The 17,920-nt window shown below is 68.6% G+C and carries 17 protein-coding genes; 2 read left to right on the top strand and 15 right to left on the bottom strand.

What is annotated here, in order from left to right; translation table 11 throughout:
• Positions 1-48: 48 nt before the first annotated feature.
• The 7 genes from SAOR_RS12330 to SAOR_RS12300 all read right to left on the bottom strand — a co-directional run bounded on the left by SAOR_RS12330 (position 49) and on the right by SAOR_RS12300 (position 8,314).
• The gene (locus tag SAOR_RS12330; protein WP_123631696.1) at positions 49-861 is read right to left on the bottom strand and encodes a formate/nitrite transporter family protein; all 813 of its coding nucleotides are present in this window, start codon (positions 859-861) and stop codon (positions 49-51) included.
• A gap of 92 nt (positions 862-953) precedes the next feature.
• On the bottom strand, positions 954-1,400 hold the full coding sequence (gene cynS / locus SAOR_RS12325) for a cyanase (protein WP_123591231.1): 447 nt from the start codon (positions 1,398-1,400) through the stop codon (positions 954-956).
• Between the two features lie 130 nt (positions 1,401-1,530).
• Complete coding sequence (locus SAOR_RS12320; RefSeq protein ID WP_123631695.1) at positions 1,531-2,946, bottom strand: CmpA/NrtA family ABC transporter substrate-binding protein; 1,416 nt, start codon at positions 2,944-2,946, stop codon at positions 1,531-1,533.
• 400 nt (positions 2,947-3,346) lie between these two features.
• Complete coding sequence (locus SAOR_RS12315) at positions 3,347-3,958, bottom strand: ANTAR domain-containing response regulator (RefSeq protein WP_123631694.1); 612 nt, start codon at positions 3,956-3,958, stop codon at positions 3,347-3,349.
• A gap of 813 nt (positions 3,959-4,771) precedes the next feature.
• Complete coding sequence (locus SAOR_RS12310; RefSeq protein WP_123631693.1) at positions 4,772-5,038, bottom strand: DUF3253 domain-containing protein; 267 nt, start codon at positions 5,036-5,038, stop codon at positions 4,772-4,774.
• Positions 5,035-6,522, bottom strand: coding sequence for a flavin-containing monooxygenase (locus SAOR_RS12305; RefSeq protein WP_123631692.1), 1,488 nt, complete (start codon positions 6,520-6,522; stop codon positions 5,035-5,037). The genes SAOR_RS12310 and SAOR_RS12305 overlap by 4 nt, the downstream gene beginning before the upstream one ends.
• A gap of 76 nt (positions 6,523-6,598) precedes the next feature.
• Positions 6,599-8,314, bottom strand: a complete 1,716-nt coding sequence (locus tag SAOR_RS12300; RefSeq protein WP_185015674.1) for an alkaline phosphatase family protein — start codon at positions 8,312-8,314, stop codon at positions 6,599-6,601.
• A 454-nt stretch (positions 8,315-8,768) separates the two neighbouring features.
• Here SAOR_RS12300 and SAOR_RS12295 point away from each other — a divergent pair, with 454 nt between their 5' ends.
• Positions 8,769-9,749, top strand: coding sequence for an aspartyl/asparaginyl beta-hydroxylase domain-containing protein (locus tag SAOR_RS12295; protein WP_123631690.1), 981 nt, complete (start codon positions 8,769-8,771; stop codon positions 9,747-9,749).
• A 429-nt stretch (positions 9,750-10,178) separates the two neighbouring features.
• Positions 10,179-11,282 (top strand): mechanosensitive ion channel family protein, encoded by a 1,104-nt coding sequence (locus SAOR_RS12290; RefSeq protein WP_123631689.1) that lies wholly within the window; start codon positions 10,179-10,181, stop codon positions 11,280-11,282.
• Between the two features lie 2 nt (positions 11,283-11,284).
• On the opposite strand, the gene SAOR_RS12285 is transcribed toward SAOR_RS12290, so the two are convergent.
• The 8 genes from SAOR_RS12285 to SAOR_RS12250 all read right to left on the bottom strand — a co-directional run bounded on the left by SAOR_RS12285 (position 11,285) and on the right by SAOR_RS12250 (position 17,670).
• Positions 11,285-11,944 carry a DsbA family oxidoreductase gene (locus tag SAOR_RS12285; RefSeq protein ID WP_123631688.1) on the bottom strand — a complete coding sequence of 220 codons (660 nt, stop codon included), beginning with the start codon at positions 11,942-11,944 and terminating at the stop codon, positions 11,285-11,287.
• Positions 11,945-12,638: 694 nt separating this feature from the next.
• Positions 12,639-13,292: a helix-turn-helix domain-containing protein gene (locus tag SAOR_RS12280; RefSeq protein WP_185015673.1), complete on the bottom strand. Its 654-nt coding sequence runs from the start codon at positions 13,290-13,292 to the stop codon at positions 12,639-12,641.
• 24 nt (positions 13,293-13,316) lie between these two features.
• The gene (locus tag SAOR_RS12275; protein WP_123631687.1) at positions 13,317-14,246 is read right to left on the bottom strand and encodes an oxidoreductase; all 930 of its coding nucleotides are present in this window, start codon (positions 14,244-14,246) and stop codon (positions 13,317-13,319) included.
• A 73-nt stretch (positions 14,247-14,319) separates the two neighbouring features.
• Positions 14,320-14,769 carry a c-type cytochrome gene (locus SAOR_RS12270; RefSeq protein WP_123631686.1) on the bottom strand — a complete coding sequence of 150 codons (450 nt, stop codon included), beginning with the start codon at positions 14,767-14,769 and terminating at the stop codon, positions 14,320-14,322.
• A 47-nt stretch (positions 14,770-14,816) separates the two neighbouring features.
• Positions 14,817-15,365 carry a methylamine dehydrogenase light chain gene (locus SAOR_RS12265; protein ID WP_123631685.1) on the bottom strand — a complete coding sequence of 183 codons (549 nt, stop codon included), beginning with the start codon at positions 15,363-15,365 and terminating at the stop codon, positions 14,817-14,819.
• 21 nt (positions 15,366-15,386) lie between these two features.
• On the bottom strand, positions 15,387-15,980 hold the full coding sequence (locus SAOR_RS12260; RefSeq protein WP_123631684.1) for a thioredoxin domain-containing protein: 594 nt from the start codon (positions 15,978-15,980) through the stop codon (positions 15,387-15,389).
• Positions 15,977-16,540 (bottom strand): MauE/DoxX family redox-associated membrane protein, encoded by a 564-nt coding sequence (locus tag SAOR_RS12255; protein ID WP_123631683.1) that lies wholly within the window; start codon positions 16,538-16,540, stop codon positions 15,977-15,979. Before SAOR_RS12255 ends, SAOR_RS12260 begins: the two co-directional genes overlap by 4 nt.
• The gene (locus SAOR_RS12250) at positions 16,504-17,670 is read right to left on the bottom strand and encodes an amine dehydrogenase large subunit (RefSeq protein ID WP_185015672.1); all 1,167 of its coding nucleotides are present in this window, start codon (positions 17,668-17,670) and stop codon (positions 16,504-16,506) included. Before SAOR_RS12250 ends, SAOR_RS12255 begins: the two co-directional genes overlap by 37 nt.
• Positions 17,671-17,920 lie beyond the last annotated feature (250 nt).

Genomic DNA, 17,920 nt, shown 5'->3' with positions numbered 1-17,920 from the left:
GGATCGTCGCCGCGCGCGGCCGCGCCGCAAGGTCGGCGACGAACGCGATCACCCGAACTCGCGCTTTGCCTGAGTGCGTACGTGGGTCGTGTACAGCGTGAGACCGGTCAGCGAGATACCGCCGACGATGTTGCCGAGCACGGTCGGGATCTCGTTCCAGAGCAGATAGTCCCAGACCGTGAAGCCGCCGCCCAGAATAATGCCCAGCGGGAACAGGAACATGTTGACCACCGAATGCTCGAAGCCGAGATAGAAGAACACCATGATCGGCATCCACATCGCGGCGATCTTGCCGGTGGCCGAGGTCGAGACCATCGCGCCGACCACGCCCATGGAGACCATCCAGTTGCACAGGCAGCCGCGGATGAACAGCGTCATCCAGCCGCCGAAGCCGTGGTCGCGATAGCCGATCGTGCGCCCCTCGCCGATATGGGCGATGGCCTGGCCGACCTCGTTGATCGGACTGGAGAAGCCGTAGGTGAAATTGACCGCCATGATGAAGGCCACGGTGAGCGCGCCCAGCAGATTGCCGATGAACACCAGCCCCCAGTTCTCGAGGATGCGTGGAATGGTCACGCCCGGCCGGCCGTCCAGCCAGGCCAGCGGCGTGAGCATGAACACGCCCGTGAGCAGATCGAAGCTCATCAGATAGAGCATGCAGAAGCCGACCGGAAACAGGGCCGCGCCGAGCAGCGCATTGCCGGTGTTGACCGTGATGGTCACCGCGAACACCACCGCCAGCGCCAGGATGGCCCCTGCCATGTAGCCCCGGATGATGGTGTCGCGACGACCCATATAGATCTTGGATTCGCCGGAATCCACCATTTTCTTGACGAATTCGGCAGGTTGCAGATAGGACATCGAGTAATCCCCGGTTTATTGAATCGAAAGCATTCGAAAAGCGTCGGCTGGCGCGGTGGCGGCCGTGACACAGCCGCCACCGCGATCCCGCGCTACCAGCGCACGTAGGGCAGGAACTTGCCGCTCATCACGATCTTGACGCGGTCCCCCTTCGGGTCGGGCTCGCGCTCCACATCCATCTTGAAATCGATCGCCGACATGATTCCGTCGCCGAATTCCTCGTGGACACATGCCTTCACGGCCGGGCCGTAGACCGCCATGATTTCGTAGAAGCGATAGATCATCGGGTCGGTGGGCACGGTCTTGTCCATCCACTGGCCCTTGAGCGGGCAGACCTGAAGCGCGTCGGCCACGTCGTCGCCCAGATCCAGCACCGCACACAGCTTCTGGGCGATGTCCTCCGGCGCCGACGACTCGCCGAGGGCCAGCGAGGCGGTCCACACCGGCGACATGCCGATCTGATCGGCGATCTCGGTCCAGCGCATCCCCCTGGCCTTCTTGGCGTCGAGAATCGCGCGTGTCATTGCCTGTTTTTCCATGACGTCCTCCCTGCGATGGGTCATATGAGTGGCGGTAACGCCGCGCCTTGGTCGCGCGGCGACGGGACCGCGGTGCGGTCTCGTTCGAATGGCACCGCGGTGTTCCCGCGGCCGGTGCCGGGCCGCATGGTCACGGCGTCCGGCGAATGGCGAAGCTATCGACGTAAGCCTCGGGCGCTGTCGAGTCGAAACGCTTGTTCATGATCGTGTAGTGGCGGCGGGTCTCGACCGGCGGGGCGTAACCCAGATCGCGCATGACCCGCCCACAGTCGGTGGCCAGACAGACACGCTCGGCGATGCCCTGATAGTCGACATCGCCGCGGACATAGCCCCAGCGCTTCATCTGGGTGAGGATCCAGACCGCCATCGCGTGCCAGGGAAACGGATCGAAGTCGATCCGATCCGGAACGTTGTGGACGCCGCCCAGACCGTCCTCGAAGTGGCCGGTGAGCACCTGCTCGACCACGCTGACCGGCTGGTCCAGATAGCGCGCCGGGGCGATCGCCTCGGCGATCTCGCGGCGGTGGCCGAAATCGGAGGAATAGTGCGTCGCATCGACGATCGCCTTGAACAGGGCGCCGAAGGTGTTGGGCATGGATTCGGCCATGTGCCGGCTTGCCGCGAACGCGCAGCACGGATGACCGTCCCAGATCTCCTTGGTGAGCAGATGGATGAAGCCCACGCCCTCGTGGACCGCGCGCTGGTTGAACGGGTCCGGGGCGAGATAGCCGTCGACATTGCCGCGGCGCAGGTTGGCCACCATGTCCTGCGGCGGCAGCACCCGGATCTCGATGTCGCGGTCCGGGTCCAGCCCGTGCTCGGCGACGTAGTAGCGCAGCAGGAAATTGTGCATGGAATAGTCGAAGGGCACGGCGAACCGGAAGCCCCGCCACTGGCGCGGATCGCGCCGCTCCCGATGATCCCGGTGCAGCGTGATCGCCTGGCCGTTGATGTTCTCGACCGCCGGCATGTAGAAGGGCATGGGCGCCGAGCCCGCGCCCATGTCGATCGCCAGCGGCATGGGCGTGAGCATGTGGGCGGCGTCGTGCTCGAGGCTCACCGCCTTGTCCCGGGCCACCGCCCACCCCGGCGTCTTGACGACCTCCACGTCGAGACCCTGCTTGCGGTAGAAGCCGAGCGGGTCGGCCATGATGATCGGCGTGGCGCAGGTGATCGGCACGAAGCCAACCTTGAGCTGGCGCTTCTCGAGGCCGCCGAGATCGTCCAGCTCCTGATGCACGGCCGCCTTGGCTGCCTTGAGCGGAAACACGCTCGACAGCGCGGCGGCCGCGGTGCCGCCGCCCATGGCCTTCAGGAAACGCCGGCGCGCGCCGTCGCGATGGCCGAACACCGCACGCACGACCGTGCTCTCCACCAGCCGATCGACCAGGCGCTCGCGATCGACCGCGGCCGGACCGGCGATACCGGCGTCCGTGGCGGCGTGATCGTGCGCATGCGGCTGATGCAGAAGCACCTCGACATCGAACGGATCGCCCAGCGGCACGTGGCGATTCGGGCGCTGCGGGTTGCGATCGTCATCGGCCATCAAATTCCATCTCCCGTGCACGAAAAAGGGCGTACCGCCGTCGACCGGCCGTACGCCCCTGGCTGCAGTCCGTGCCTGCGCGACGCATTCCGCCATTGGAGGGCAGCGAACTGCCGGGCGACGCGCGGGCGTTGAATCCATGACTGCGGTTGCAACGACCGTGCCGGCGGTCGCGGAACGACGGTGCGAGACCGGCCGTCGGTCAGCTGCCGCCGCCGGGCGGCCGGGTCGACGCTTGCCGTGTGCGCATTGCGCAGGGGCACGAACCGGTTACCGCGCAGTGCCGGATCGGTGACCGGCGCCAGACGCCGGCCGTCGGTCGCTACGGCATTGACGATGATCGGTATCGCCGGCGGCCCGGATACCGGCTCGCCTGCCCCCACCGGCACGCGGCGCGGCATCAGACCGTCCCCCGCTCGAGCACCCAGCGCGCCACCGCGATCAACCGGCGGCGCCGGGCCATCGCCATGTTGCGCAGCGTCGTGTAGGCGTTGGCCTCGGTCATGCCGTAGCGCTCCATGAGGAGGCATTTGGCGCGGGTGATGACCTCGCGCTCCGACATCTGCCGGCGGGTGCTGTCCAGCTCGGCCTGCAGCTGTTCGCGGGCGCGGAAATGCCCGACCGTCACCTCGATCAGCGACCGCAGCATGTCCGCGGACACGCCCTGCACCGCATACGTGCTGATGCCGGCCGCCGCGGCGTCGCCGACGGTATCCGGGTCGATCGCATCGGAGAGCATGAGCATCGGCTTGGGGTAGCGCTCGCCGATGTGCATGAGCGATTCCAGCGTGTCGCGCCGGGCCGAATTGGAGCTGGCGATCACGACATCGGGCTCCAGTTCGATCACGCGATCGAACAGCGCCGACGGCTCGGAAACGCAGGCCAGCACCTGAAAGCCGGCCTCCGCAAGGGCCACGTCGAGCCGGTCCACGGACCAGGGTTCGAGATCGACCAGAACCACCCGCAGCCCGGCCGCCGACGCCTTCGATGAATGGCATGCCGACTCAGACAACGCCTAGCACGCGAATCCCGCGGGCGCGGCCACGAGCCGCGACAGCGCGCGGACCGGGGGCCTCGCGATCGCCGCGCCAATCGAATCCGGGCATCCCGTGGCTGGTCTGTGCATGGTTCGGCTTCCAAAAAAAAGGCGCCCATCGATCCGCTCCGGGCAGATCGATGCACGCCGTTGTTGGTGTCCTCTCGATTGTCGGCCGACCGGCTGGCAGTCGCGGATCGCCATTGATCCCCAGCGCGGCGGCATGGCGAATCTCGCAGAATCCGTGCCAGCCGCGGAGCGACGCGCGAAGCCGTCGCCGCGTCAACGACTTGCCGGCCATCCGGGCCCCGTGGCGGACATCCTGCGCACCCTGACGCTGCACCAGATTGGTTCAGCTGCACCAGAAGCTACTGACGCTCGCGCCGCCGCCGCCGAGACCCCTATGGCCTTGACCTGACCCGAGCCGCCGTCGGTGCGTCGCGGTCGCGAACGCATGGGCGATGCGCGGCCGGATCACCCCGCTGCGGCGAACGCACGGGCATCGCCGCGGCGCCGCGAGGCCCGGCGAATGTGGCCGTGGCGCCAGGGCAAACGACGATGCAGGGCAGACGACGACGCGGGCGTCGACAACGCTGCAAACACAGCGCCACGCGTCTGCCACCGCAAGACGGCGGGAGATCCGCCTGCATCGCGGGATGTCGGGACCGCATCGAGGCGGGCGTCGCGGGCGGCCGCTACCGACGCCGGCCGTGGCGGATCAGGGGCGCGACGGCCGGCACGTCGCGCGGCGACGTGTATCAGGCCGCGATCCGCGCCCGGCGCGTCCGGTCAGTCGGCGTAGCCGATGCGGATCGGGCCGCGGGCGCGGAGGGCGTCCACCGCCCGGCCCCGCTGGGTGACCACCAGCTCGCCGGCCCGGGCACGCTCGGCGGCCACGCGCCGCACCGCGGGCATCAGCGCGCGCCAATCGCCGTCATTGCCGCCCGCCAGCCGTCGGGCGACCTCGGAGGGACAGACGGTGCGTCCGGCTTCCCGTGCATCCAGCAGTGCGCGCATTGCGGCGACGATGGTTTCGGCGTCCGGTCCGTCACTCATTGGCCGGCTACGGAGGCGGGTTCGAACCGGTAGTCGTCCGGGTCCAGCCGCGCGGTCATCCGCCGGAAGGTGAAGGTGAAGCCGGGCCAGTTGTTCGTCTGATGACCGGCCGCGGTGCGATACCAGGAGCCGCAGTCGCCGGCCCAGACCGTATCCTCGAGCCGTGAGCGGATGCGCCGGGTGTAGTCGGCCTCGCGTTCCGGGCGCACGTCCATGCTGCGCAGGCCGGGGTCGCGCAGGGCCTGCACGCACTGCATCACATAGTCCACCTGGGCCTCCAGCATGTAGACGATGGAGTTGTGGGCGAGATTGGTGTTGGGGCCGTAGAGCAGGAACATGTTGGGAAAACCGGACACAGAGATGCCCTTGTAGGCGCTCGCCCCCTCGCCCCAGGCGGCGGCCAGCTCGCGGCCACCGGCCCCGGTGATGCGCATCGGCGCCAGAAAGTCCGTGGCGTGGAAGCCGGTGGCGTAGATCAGCACGTCGGCCGGATGACGGCGGCCGTCGTCGGTGACCACGGCATCGGCCTCGATCCGCGCGATCAGCGCGGTGACCAAGTCGACGTGATCGCGGTCGATCGCGGGGTACCAGTCGTTGGCCATCAGGATGCGCTTGCAGCCGATGGCGTAGTCCGGCACGAGCCGGCGGCGCTTGTCGTCGTCGCGCATCTGACGACGCGCCTGCCGGCGGGCCGCCCAGGCGAAGACCTGCAGGATCCGATGCCAGCGCGTGAAGGCGAGCGCCCGGGCTTCGTTCTTCCAGTAGACCAAGCCGCGGTGGCACCGGGCGAGCCACGGCCAGCGGGCGAACCGGCGCTGCTCACGCCGGCTGAAGGCCCGGTCCGGCTTGGGAATGACCCAGGCGCCGGAGCGCTGGAACACCGACAGGCGCGCCGCCGACTCGGCCAGCCGCGGCACGAACTGGATCGCGCTGGCGCCGGTCCCGATCACGGCCACACGGCGGCCGGCCATGTCCACGCCGTGGCGCCAGCGCGCGGAGTGAAACGCCGGCCCGGCGAAGTCCGCCTGCCCGGGGATCTCGGGCCGCGCCGGCCGGTTGAGCTGGCCGCAGGCGGTGACCAGCACGTTCGCGTCGTGGCGATCGCCGTCGGTGGTGGTGAGCCGCCAGCGCCCGCCGGCCTCGTCGTAGTCGGCCGCCGCGATCTCCACACCGAAGCGGATGTGCGGCGCCAGACCGTAGTGCGCCACGCACGCCTGGAGATAAGCCAGGATCTCGGCCTGATCGCCGAACTTGCGCGACCAGTCCGGCTTGGGCGCAAAGGAGAACGAATACAGATGCGACTCCACGTCGCAGGCCGCACCGGGATAGGTGTTGTCGCGCCAGGTGCCGCCGATGCGATCGTGCTTCTCGAACAGGGTGAAGGTGTCGATACCGGCCTGCTTGAGCCGGATGGCCATGCACAGGCCGCCGAAGCCGGTCCCGATGATGGCGATACGGGGGTCGGTCTCGCGGTCTGCGCTCATCGACGACGGCCCGGGCGGGATCACAGGCGCCAATGTGGCCCGCCGGCGCCGGTCGGGGCAAGCCGCGGGCCGCGACTCAGTCCATGGCCGACGCGCCCAGACGCAGCCGCAGGATCAGATCGGCGACACGGCGCTGCGGGTGGCGGCCGGCCAGCACCGAGTCGATCAGCGCTTCGAGCTCCGCGCTGTCCTTCTGCCGATGGGCCAGAATCAACGGGATATCGGAGTCGCGGTGGGACGGACTGCCGTGCCACGAATGATAGAGCGGCGCGAAGTAGTAGCGCTCATCGGCGCGTTCGCGATCGCCGTTGTGCGCGATCAGGATCACGTCGCCGGCGCGATCGCCGTGCGGGCCCTCGGTGAGCTCGCGCAGGCGGGCCGCCAGCTGCGGGTAGGCCGGCCGCGGGGTCGCGGCCAGATAGTCGGCCACCGACTGGCTGCGGCCGTCGCCGCGATAGACTTCGAACACGTCGCCGCCGTCCCGGTGTCGGCGCACGAGGATCAGATCCAGCGTGTCCTGCATCTCGGGCACGAGCAGGCCCTGCAGATTGTTGCGGTGATAGAGCTCGGCAGCACCGTCGATATCCGATCGCCGCGCGGGCCGGCGCCAGTCGCAGGGGCTGGTGTGGGCCGCACAGGTGCTGCGGTCGGCCACATAGACGTAGGCCATCGCCCCCTGGTAGGCGAGCACCGCGTCGAAGAAGACGTCGTCCGCCACTTCGAGATCGAACGGCCGCACGGTGAAACCGCCGGCCTCGAGCACCTGACGCGGCTCGCCGGCGCCGTCGATGCCCAGCGAATGGGCGTCGTCGTGGACCACCCCGGTGTGGCCGTGATCGGACATCAGCAGGACATAGCGGTCGTCGAGCGCACCGGTCTCCTCGAGCGTCTCGCGCAGCTCGGCCATCATCGGCTCGATACCCTGCCTGAGGTAGGTCGCACGGCTCTCGTCCGGCGGCGCGTCGGTGATGTGGGCGTAGTGATCGAGCCCGGGCAGGTAGATGGTGATGACGTCGGCGGCGGCCTCGCTTTCCAGCAGATCGTCCATGTTCTCGATGACCTCCTCGTCCAGCTCACGGAACAGCGACAGGGAGTCGTCCTCGGTGAACCAGTCCAGCACATGGGTCTGGAACAGCGAGTGGAAGGCATCGAGCATCGCCGTCCGGTCGGTCAGAATCAGGCGATCGGCACCGGCGTAGAACTGATGCATGCCGACCCAGACGCGCACGCCGGGATCACTCTCGCGCAGACGTTGGTAGACCGTCGGCGCTTCCAGCAGATCGTTGGCGTAGCCCTCGGTGTAGATCTGGAAGACCTGGGTGGCATTCGAGATCGTCACCGGCACGGGCGCGGCGAATTCACCGGTCTCGCGCACGAAGTATTCGTTGCCGGCGACGCCGTGCACCGCCGGGTCCACACCGGTCATCATGGTCGCCCACGACACCGCCGTCGACGTCGGCAGCGTGGCCAGCAGGCTGTCGTCGAAGGCGGCATGCGGAAAGCCCGCGCCGTCGCCGCCGAGCAGGCGGGCGGTTTCCGGCAGCTCGCCGGCGCGCAGCATGCGATACAGCAGCGCCCGGTCGATGCCGTCGATGGCGAGCACCAGCAGCTGCGGCCGGTCTCGCGGCGCCGGTCGCGCGGCGGGGTCAGTCTCGCGCAGCTCGACCTGATCGCCCGCGACCCAGAACTGGGCCGCCTGCCAGACGCAGCCGCCGAGCCCCAGCGGCAGACTCAGTGCCAGAAACGCGAACACCGCGGCGCGTATCCTGCCCGCGAACCTGCTGTCATCCATGTGATCGTTATCCCCTGCCCTTGCTTCGGAACACCGTTCACGGCGAACGGCGCCCGGCCCGAATCCATCGACGCCGGCCACGATGGCGACGATGGCCTGCATCCCATTGCGCGCGACTGAACGCGGCCGAAAGACGATAGCGCAGCCGCTCGCCCCGATCGAATCCCGACAGGCACGACCCCGACGGCGCGCCCTTTCCAGGCGCCCGGCGAGGCACGGCCGCGCTGCCGGGACACCTCGCATCGTGCCGAGCCAGGCCGGATCCGGAAGGGCCGCCGGCGTGTGGCGTTCCGCGCATCGGTAGCGGACTCATCCGGAATGCGACCGAATGCTGCACCTTGCAGTCTTGACGCCGTGTTAATACGGATACCGGCAGGCTGGCGCGTGTGTAAAACCGTGCGCCGCTTCGTCGGCGCCGCCCGTCTGCTGCGCAGACCGCGCTCAAGGAGCCGAAGTGGAACTACTGCTACCCCTCGCGCTGGTGTTCACGTTCATCGCCGCGTCGATCCTCTATGTCTACCGGTTTCGCGGCCGCGTTCGCTACGACAGCTTCAAACAGTATCTGCGCAAGGGCTGGCCGATCTTCAGCCCGCTCAACTGCCTGCTGTATCTGTTCACGCAGGAGCGGGCGCGTCAGCCGATCATGGACCTCGACCGGTTTCCGGAGCTCGACGTCATCCAGCGCAACTGGCGCACCATCCGCGAGGAGGCGCTCGCCCTGCACCGCAACGATGTCTTCGAGCAGACCAAGCAGGCCGGTTCCGGCGGCTACTACGACATCGGCTTTCGCACCTTCTACAAGTACGGCTGGAGCAAGTTCTACCTGCGCTGGTATGGCACCACCCACAATTCGGCCAAGCGCATGTGCCCGGAGACGACGCGCCTGCTCGAGCAGGTCTCCTGCGTCAACGGGGCCATGTTCTCGGTGCTGCCGGTCGGCTCCAAGCTCACCCGCCACGCCGACCCCGCGGCCTGTTCGCTGCGCTATCACCTCGGCCTGGCCACGCCGAACGCCAACGCCTGCTACATCAACATCGACGGCACCGACTACTCCTGGCGCGACGGCAAGGCGCTGCTGTTCGACGAGACCTATCTGCACTACGCGCACAACGACGCCGAGGAGGACCGCGTGATCCTCATGTGCGACGTCGAGCGCCCCACCCGCGTCGTCGGCCCGGTCGTGAACTTCTTCTACAAGCGCCTGATGCGCGCGACCGTCGTGCCCAATACCGAAGAGGACGAACGCGGCCTGGCCAACAGCGTCTTCGCGCGGCTCGCGCCGATGCTGTCGAACACGCGCGAACTCAAGGAAACCAACCCGGGCCGCTACACCACCATCAAGTACGCGGTGAACGGCACGCTCGTCCTGCTCGCCTCCGGCCTGCTGGTCGGCGCCTGCTTCGGCCTGTACTCGCTCGGGGCCATGGTCACCTGAGATCGCTCGTCGCGCTTGCCGATCGCCCCGGCCCCGAGCGCGCGTCGCCGCCGATGCCGCGTGCAAGGCGGCGCAACCGGTCGAATCCGCCGGGCCCGGTGGACACGCCACGATCTTTGTCAGGCTCGACGCCCGAATCGCCTCGCCGCGTATCGGTCGCGGGGCATTTCCTTGGCACGGAGTGCGCGGCCGGCCTCCGCGCCAACGCCGTCCGCCCGATAGGCGTCGGTGGATTCGGCGGCACCGCGCGAAGCAGCACCATGCCGCCGCGTCCGCCTGACAATACCCCGCCACGCCGGCGCCGCACGCTGAGAGATCCCCTGCCTCACGCGCGATGCACCGGTTGCCGCCGACGACGATGGCAGGAAAACTGCTTGCCATCGTCGAGACCGGGCCGATCGTCGCCCCGGCCGCCAACCGAGGGCCCATATGTTCGAGGGCATTGACCCGGCCGTTTCCGCCTGGGTGATGACCACCGCCACCGCGCTGATCGCGGCTCTCGCCGCGACCGCCGGCTATGCGCTGCTGATCAAGCTCGGCTATCGCCTGATCCAGCGGCGCGCGATCGCCCGCGATTTCCTGGAGCAGTGCGACACCGCCGGCGGCGTGGTCATCTTTCTGCTCACCCTGCAGGCGGTATGGCACGCCGCCGACGACGGCGTGCCGTGGATCGCGGCCACGCGCCACATGAACAGCCTCGCGCTGATTCTGGCGCTGACCTGGGCCGCGCTGAAGGCGACCGCCGCGATCGGCGACGTCATCGTGCGCCTGAATCCGGCGATCGACGGCCGCCACCACGCCGCACGCAAGCTCGAGACGCAGGCGCGGTTTCTCACCCGCGGGCTGACCGTGCTGATCGCGATCATCGGCATCTCGGCGGCGCTGATGACGTTCCCATCCATCCGTCAGCTCGGCACCAGCCTGCTGGCCTCGGCCGGCATCGGCGGCATCATTCTCGGTTTCGCGGCCCGCCCGGTCCTGACCAACCTGCTCGCCGGCCTGCAGATCGCGCTGTCGCAGCCCTTTCGGATCGAGGACGTACTCAAGTTCAAGGACGAATGGTGCTGGGTGGAGGAAGTCACCACCACTTACGTGGTGCTACGCACCTGGGATCTGCGCCGGCTCGTCGTGCCGCTGCAGTGGTTCATCGAGAACCCGTTCGAGAACTGGACCCGCCGACCGACCAGCCTCATGGGGCCGGTGTTCATGTGGCTGGACTACCGCATGCCGGTGGCGCCGCTGCGCGCGGCGTTCGAGCGCATGCTCGAAGCCGACGCCGCCTGGGACCGCACCATCGGCACCACCCAGGTGGTCGAGGCCGGCGAGCATGCCATGCAGATCCGTTTTCTGATGAGCGCGGGCGACTCGGTGGAACTCTGGCATCTGCGCTGTCGCATGCGCGAGGCCCTGCTGGACTTCGTCCAGCGCGAGTATCCGGACTATCTGCCGAACGTACGCGCGCGCCTGAGCGAGGCGCCGGTGCCGACTGCCGCGACGCCCGCGGCCGAGGTCGGCGACCGCCCGCCGGACTGAGCTCAGACGCGCTCGGCGTCTTCCTCGGTCGCGATCCGGCGCAGCGCATCGGCCAGCGCCGCCGGCGGCTGCGCCCCCGCGAGCAGATAGCGGCCGTCGACGATGAACGACGGCACCGAGGAGACGCCGAGCGCGCGCCAGTGCTCGATCTCGGCTCGGACCCGTTCGCTGTAGCGATCAGAGGCGAGGATCGCACGCACCTCGGCGCCGTCCAGACCCAGCGACTCGGCGATCGGGGCCAGCACCGCCGGATCGGTCGGATTCTCAGCCCGGCCGAAATAGGCTGCGAACAGGGCCCGGTTCATGGCCGCGTCGCAGCCGTGGTCCTTGGCGTGGGCGAGCACACGGTGGGTGTCGAAGGTGTTCCAGGAACGACGCGCCAGCGCCTGCTCGAAGTCGAGCCCGAGCTCGCGCGCCGCGGCGACGATCTCGGCCTGCGAAGCCTGCATCTCGCTCTCGCTGCGGCCGTATTTCTCGCTCAGGTGCGCCAGTATCGGCCGGCCCTCGGGCGGCACGTCCGGGTTGAGCAGGAACGGATGCCATTCCACCTCGAAGCGCAGCTCGTCGGCGAGCTGCGTCATCGCCTGCCGCAGGCGCGCCTCGCCGATCGGACACCAGGGGCAGACGACATCCGAGACGAGATCGATCTTGACGGTTTGCATGCAGCGTCCTGTAGGAGTGATGTCTTGACGGTTGCTTCCCGGACCGCCGGATTCAAGTGCCGAGGCGTCGAGACCGCCCTCGCGGTTCACGGCCGGCCATCGACGACGGCGCGAGCGATGCGACAGCCACCCCCGGCGAACAAGCCGCGACCTCCCGGCTTCCACGCAAGCCGTTGCAAGCGTCGTCCTGCGGCCATGCGGGGTTCCGTCACGCCAGCACCGAGCAACGCCACGGCGCGCACGACGCCTCGGCCTGCCGCTAGACAGCGCCTGCCGGAAGCGTTGAGCAGACCACGAGCAATCCACCCGCCCCTGAGGTGTTGCAAGTGCGGATCGTGGCGTGCCACGACCGGCGGCTCGCACCTTATCGGGCACGATCTGTCGTCTCCAACGCGGCGTTCGAAGCGTTGACCGCCCGATACGGCCCGTTGAGGTTTCGTCGGTGTCCGCGCCGAGCGCTGTTATGCGGCAAGACGAGGCGTAGCCACTCTGCGCCAGCGTGCTGCAACGCTGGATTGCCGCATCTCGTTTATTTCGTGGGCGCTTTCACCCGAAGGTCCGGCCCATGAAAGATCGACTAAGGGCGCCCGGCGGTTTGCAAGCCTGGGTCGTGGCACGCCCGGAGCCGGCGGCTCGCGCCTTGCCGGGCACGTTGCGGTCTCCAACACGGCGCACGTACGACACCTCAACAGGCCTAAGACGTCGGGCCGGATCGATCCGCGGCCTCGCCCGAAGACGACGACGGCGCGGGGCGGTCCTGGCGGAACGCCACCGCCATGGTCAACGCGCTCTCGCAGAACGCCATGACCTCGTCGAACGCGGCGTCGGGCAGCTGCCGGGCCGCCTCGTTGCCGCGGTAGATGTTCATCCACTGGCGGTCGCGCTCGACCATGGTCGGCAGCCGTCCCACGCCCCAGTCCTCGGCCAGCGCCCAGAGCCGCGGATTGAAGCCGCGCACGAGCTGGATCAGGAACGGAACCGGATCGTTGCGGGCCAGCAGCGACGTCAGCCGCAGAATCAGCTCGAAGGAGACCGTGGCCGAGCCCTGCTCCACGGCCTGGAGCAGGCTCTTGTCCTCGAGATCCAGCGCGCGGGCCAGATCGTCGCGCGACAGGCCGGCCGTACGGCGCGCGTCGCGGACCGCCTCACCGGCGCGGCTCATCCAGGCCTGTTGTTCCTCGGAGAGCACGCGACGCTGAGCCCGGTCGAGGATGAGCGTTCGGCCGATCTCCAGCGTCATTCCGCCAACGCGCCGGGCCAGGGCGCTGACGGCGTTGCGCGACAGGTTCGCGGTGAAATGGGTGACCTGACTCAGCCGCCCGCGTTCGGGCCCGTCCGTGGCGCTCATGTTCGAGCCTCCGTTGTCCCACGTTCACACCGGATAATGCACGCCCGTGCGCGCCAGCGACACCGCCCAGAGCGCACGGGCGACATCGACACAGCCCGCATTCCGGCGCGGGCGTACCCGCACCGGATGCCCCCACAGCTCGCGCGGGCCGTCGGGGCCGATGTAGTCGCCGCCGCGCACCGACGCGGCCGTGGCGGCGTACAGGCTCGGCAGCGCGCCTCGGGCAGCGGACTGGCCGAACAGGGCGTTGGCCAGCCGTGCCGCGCGGATGTGCCAGCGGGCGCTGCGCTCGCGCGGGCCGGCCAGCTGCAGGTCCGTGGCCGCATAGCCGGGATGTGCGGCAACACTCGCCACCGGCCGTCCCACGGCTGCGAGCCGGCGCTGGAGCTCGAAGGCGAACAGCAGATTGGCGAGCTTGGACTGGGCGTAGGCCGCCCGCGGATCATAGCCGCGCCGCACCATGTCCAGATCCGCCGGATCAACCACGCCGAAGCGGTGCTTGAGGCTTGCGACCGTGACAACACGCGCCGCGTCGGCGGCGGACAGGCGATCGAGCAGCAGGCCGGTCAGCGCGAAATGGCCGAGATGATTGACGCCAATCTGATACTCGAAACCATCGGCCGTGCGCCGCTCGGGCAGCGCCATCACGCCGGCGTTGTTGATCAGCAGATCGAGCCGGCCATGGGCCCGCGCGAAGCGCCCGGCGAAACGCCGCACCGAGGCGAGATCGGCGAGGTCGACCGCCTCGATTCGCAGCGCCCCGGCGGCATGACGCCGGCGGATCGCCGCTGCCGCGGCCCGGCCTCGGGCCGGGTCGCGGCAGGCGAGCACCACAGTCGCGCCGGCACCGGCCAGGGCCGCCGCGGTCTCGCGACCGATGCCGTCGGCCGCGCCGGTCACGAGGGCGACGCGCCCGGTCTGCTCGGGGATGTCCGCAGCACGCCAGCGGTTCATCGCCGCATGGTGGCGCGCCCGGCGCGGGCCCGCAAACGGGCGATCAGCCCGGCACGGCGCCAGGCGTCAGGCGTCAGGGCCAGGGGTAGGCCGCCACGGGCAGATCGCGAGCGCGCAGGTCCTTGACCACGGTGCGTCGGAAACGCACCACGTTGTCCACCGGCTCGGCGCGCAGCGCCGCGACCTCGGCAGCGGTGAACGCGGCAACATCGTCGCTGTGCGACTCGGCGCCCCAGCGATCCATGACGTAGTTCATCACCGCGGCGATATCCGCATCGTCCAGGCCCGAGGTGGTCACCCCGGGCACGTGCATCAGATAGCGACGGCCGGCTTCGCTCTGGGCGAAGGAGCTGACCGAGCCCCGCAGGTCCGGGACACCGCCGCGGGCGCTGCCGGCTCCGCCCATCCGGTGACAGCCGCTGCAGCGCAGAACATAATCGCCCTCGGCGCCGGCCTGGGCGGTCGTAGCGGCCAGTGCCAGCCCGAGGCCGAGTATCGCGGAAATCAGGCGATCGCGAACCACCGCGCGTCGAACGCGACGCGGGCACGGCTTCGGATCGCGGCGCGGTCTCAACCCGCCTCGTTCATGCCGACGAGCACGGCCACCGTGCAGTGGTAGCCCATCGACTTGTTGGCCATGCACCAGTTGATGTCGTTGTGCAGCCCCATCTGATAACCGGGCCGCTCGCGCTCGCTGTTCACACAATATTTGCCGGTGCACATCGCCCGCCCGCAGCAGTCGGCGTAGGAGACCATATAGTCCTTGCCGTCGTTCGGGTTGCGGCAGGTGCCGACCCAGGAGACCTTGGACGGCTCCGCCCCCGGCGGACAGGTGGTGATGGTGCCGCCGCAGTCGTTGCAGAGATTGCCGTCGATCGCGCAGTAGCGCCAGTAATCGCAGGACATCTCGTCGTTCGGATCGCCGCTGTCTTCGTCCTCCGCGGCATGGGCGCGCCCGCCCTGATCGAAGGGCAGCACTGGCAGCAGCGCGGTGCCGGCCATGAACAGGCCGGCCTTGCCGATGAAGCTGCGGCGGCTGTAACGCTGGGCGGTTCGGCGGACCAGTGCCTCAGCGCGGGCGTCGGTGCCTGCGAACAGGGCGTCGAGAAATCGCTTCATGTCGGGTTCCTGGGCGGTCGATTAGGAATGCGCTTCTTCGCCGAGATAGCGCTGAATGGAGGCCACGTTCAGATCGTGGGCGTTGAACAGGCTCTCGATCTGCTCGCGCGTGTTCACGAGCCCCTTGGCGCGCACCGTGCCGTGGGCGTCCACGAGCACCGCGTAAGGCAGCCGCGAAACGCGATAGGCCAGCCCCAGCTCGGTCGAGAGGACATAGTCGAAATCCGTCAGACCGACGTGGTCGATGAAACGGCGCTGACGACCCTCCTCACCGTCACTGGCCAATACCACGTCCAGCCAATCGCCTTCGCTCGCGCGCACCGAACGCAGGACCGGAATCAGCTTCTTGCAGATCGGACAGGTGGGCGACAGGAAAAACAGCAGCGTGGCCGACTCGCGTTCTGCCCCGATCGTGAGCCGGCCACCGTTCAGGCTGTCCAGCGTGAGCTGCGGCGAGGCCTCGCCCACCTTGGGCCCCGACTCGTTCATCAGCGCGCCCATCGGCGCGATGCGCTCGTAGAGCACCCCGATCTGGCGCGCGAGCACGACGAAGCCGAGACACAAAACCACCACGGCGAGGGCGAGCACGGCGAGCGCGAAATAGATGGCGGTCATGATGATCGAGCCTCTGAGGTCTTCAGGTACTGACGGTTGGCGTTGAGCTGCTCGAACAGCACATAGAGTGCGAGCAGACACAGCCCGCTGGAGGTCACGACCACGGTTTCGGCCGTACTCTCGAGCCGCGCCGGGGTGGCCGCGGCGAACAGCGCCAGCAGCACCAGCACGGCATTGCGCACGATCAGCGCTGCGCCGAGCACCTGGGGCGCCCCGCCGCAGCCACATTCGATGCGTCTGTGACCACGCGCCAGATTGAGCGCGATCAGGCCGGCATAGCCGGACAGCAACGCGGTGGCGGCCAGCAGGCCAATGGGCCGGGTCGCCGGCAGGGCGATGGCCGCGACGATGGCGAACTCGGCGGCGACCACGCCGGCGCTGGCCGTCGCCGCGCGCGACTCCGGCACCACGCGATAGTCCGCCACGAACCCCTGCAGCTCGTTGAAATCAAGCACCTTGTGCGTGACCGCACGCAGCATGACCAGCAGGACGAACACGCTCGCGGCGGCGCTGGCCAGGGCGATCACGGCGATGCCACCACGGACAGCGAGGTCGTCCACCCGACGTGGTCGTCCGAGGCGGTCTTCTCGAAATCGAACCCGTCACCCTCGGCCCGGTAGACATCCACGGTCTCCTCCATCTCGTTGGAGCCGTAGATCACGGGCGTCTCGCCCTGGGTCACGGAGATCGCGATCAGGTCCGGCGCGGCCGAGCGCGAGACGATTGCCTCATCGGCGAGGCTGTACGCCCATATCTCGTCCGAGCCGTCCTTGTGACTGCCCTCGTAGGCTTCGTCGTGCATGATCATGAAGACCGTGTCGGTCGCCGCGTTGTAGGTCGTCACCCCATAACCGCCCGGCGCCCAGTCGCCGTCCAGGCCTTCGGCGACCTTCAGTTTCCGCTCCAGCACCGGAGTGTCGCCGCTGTCATCGACGATGTAGAGATTGCCGTTGAAGGAGGTGAACACGAGCTTGTCCGACTTCGTGCGCACCGCGTCGACGTAGAGCGCGTCCTCGTCGACGTCGAAGATCTTGTCCGACGTGGTGTGCGCGTACTCCTCGCCGCTGACATCGAAGGTCTGGAGCGTGCCGCCGCCGCAGAGCGTCGTGAAGCGATGGCCCGACGCTGCCGGGACGATGCCGTAGCAGCCCGGTGTGGGCACTTCCGAGACCACTTCGCGGCTGTCGAGGTCCACCACCGTGACCGAGGTGCCGGGCGTGGCGTTCTGCACGTAGAGCCGCTTGCCGTCGGCGCTGACTTCGATCAGCTGGTTCATGCCGATCGCCTTCACCGCCTTGTTCGGCACCTCGATCTCGGCGACGGGCGTGAGCGTTTCCAGATCGAAGATCTGCACCACACTGTGAACCGGCCCATAGGTGTAGCGCTCCATGTAGTCGGACAGCGTGTAGACACGACTGCCGTCCGGACTGATCTCGAACTGCGACGTCAGCCCCATCGACAGCACGCCCTGGTACTTCAGATCGTCCTGGTTGAACACATGGATACGGCTGGCCCCGTCCCAGCTCGCCTGATTGACCAGCACGTTCGCGCCCGGGTCGATGGCCGACTCCATGGTCACCTGCTCGGGCTCAAAGCTATCGGCCTTGTCGGCGGCCAGTGCCGCGGCGCCGGTGAAACCGAGCAGCAACGCAGCAAGAGCGGCTCGGTGAACGGGGGCGGTCGATTTCATGGGAGAGCGGACGCTTCGGCGAATTTGCATCCGTTGCATGCAAGAGCCGGACCACTCCGGGCTTCGTGTCCCGACAGACAGGTCCAGGCCGGCTCGAAAAGCCCCGGTGTCACGCGCCGGGCCGCGGGCACAGCGGCGGGGCTACACCGCGCCGCGGCGGGCCAAACGCGTCAAGGCCGGACATCCGACCTCGTGTGCCCACACCTGCCGCACGCCCGACCCGTCGGTCCCGGCCGACACAGGCGCGGGC

It is taken from the genome of Salinisphaera orenii subsp. orenii MK-B5 (assembly GCF_003788635.1).
GTDB lineage: Bacteria > Pseudomonadota > Gammaproteobacteria > Nevskiales > Salinisphaeraceae > Salinisphaera > Salinisphaera orenii.
Note: the sequence above shows the minus strand (reverse complement) of the source record. Positions and strands in the feature narration are given on the sequence as shown.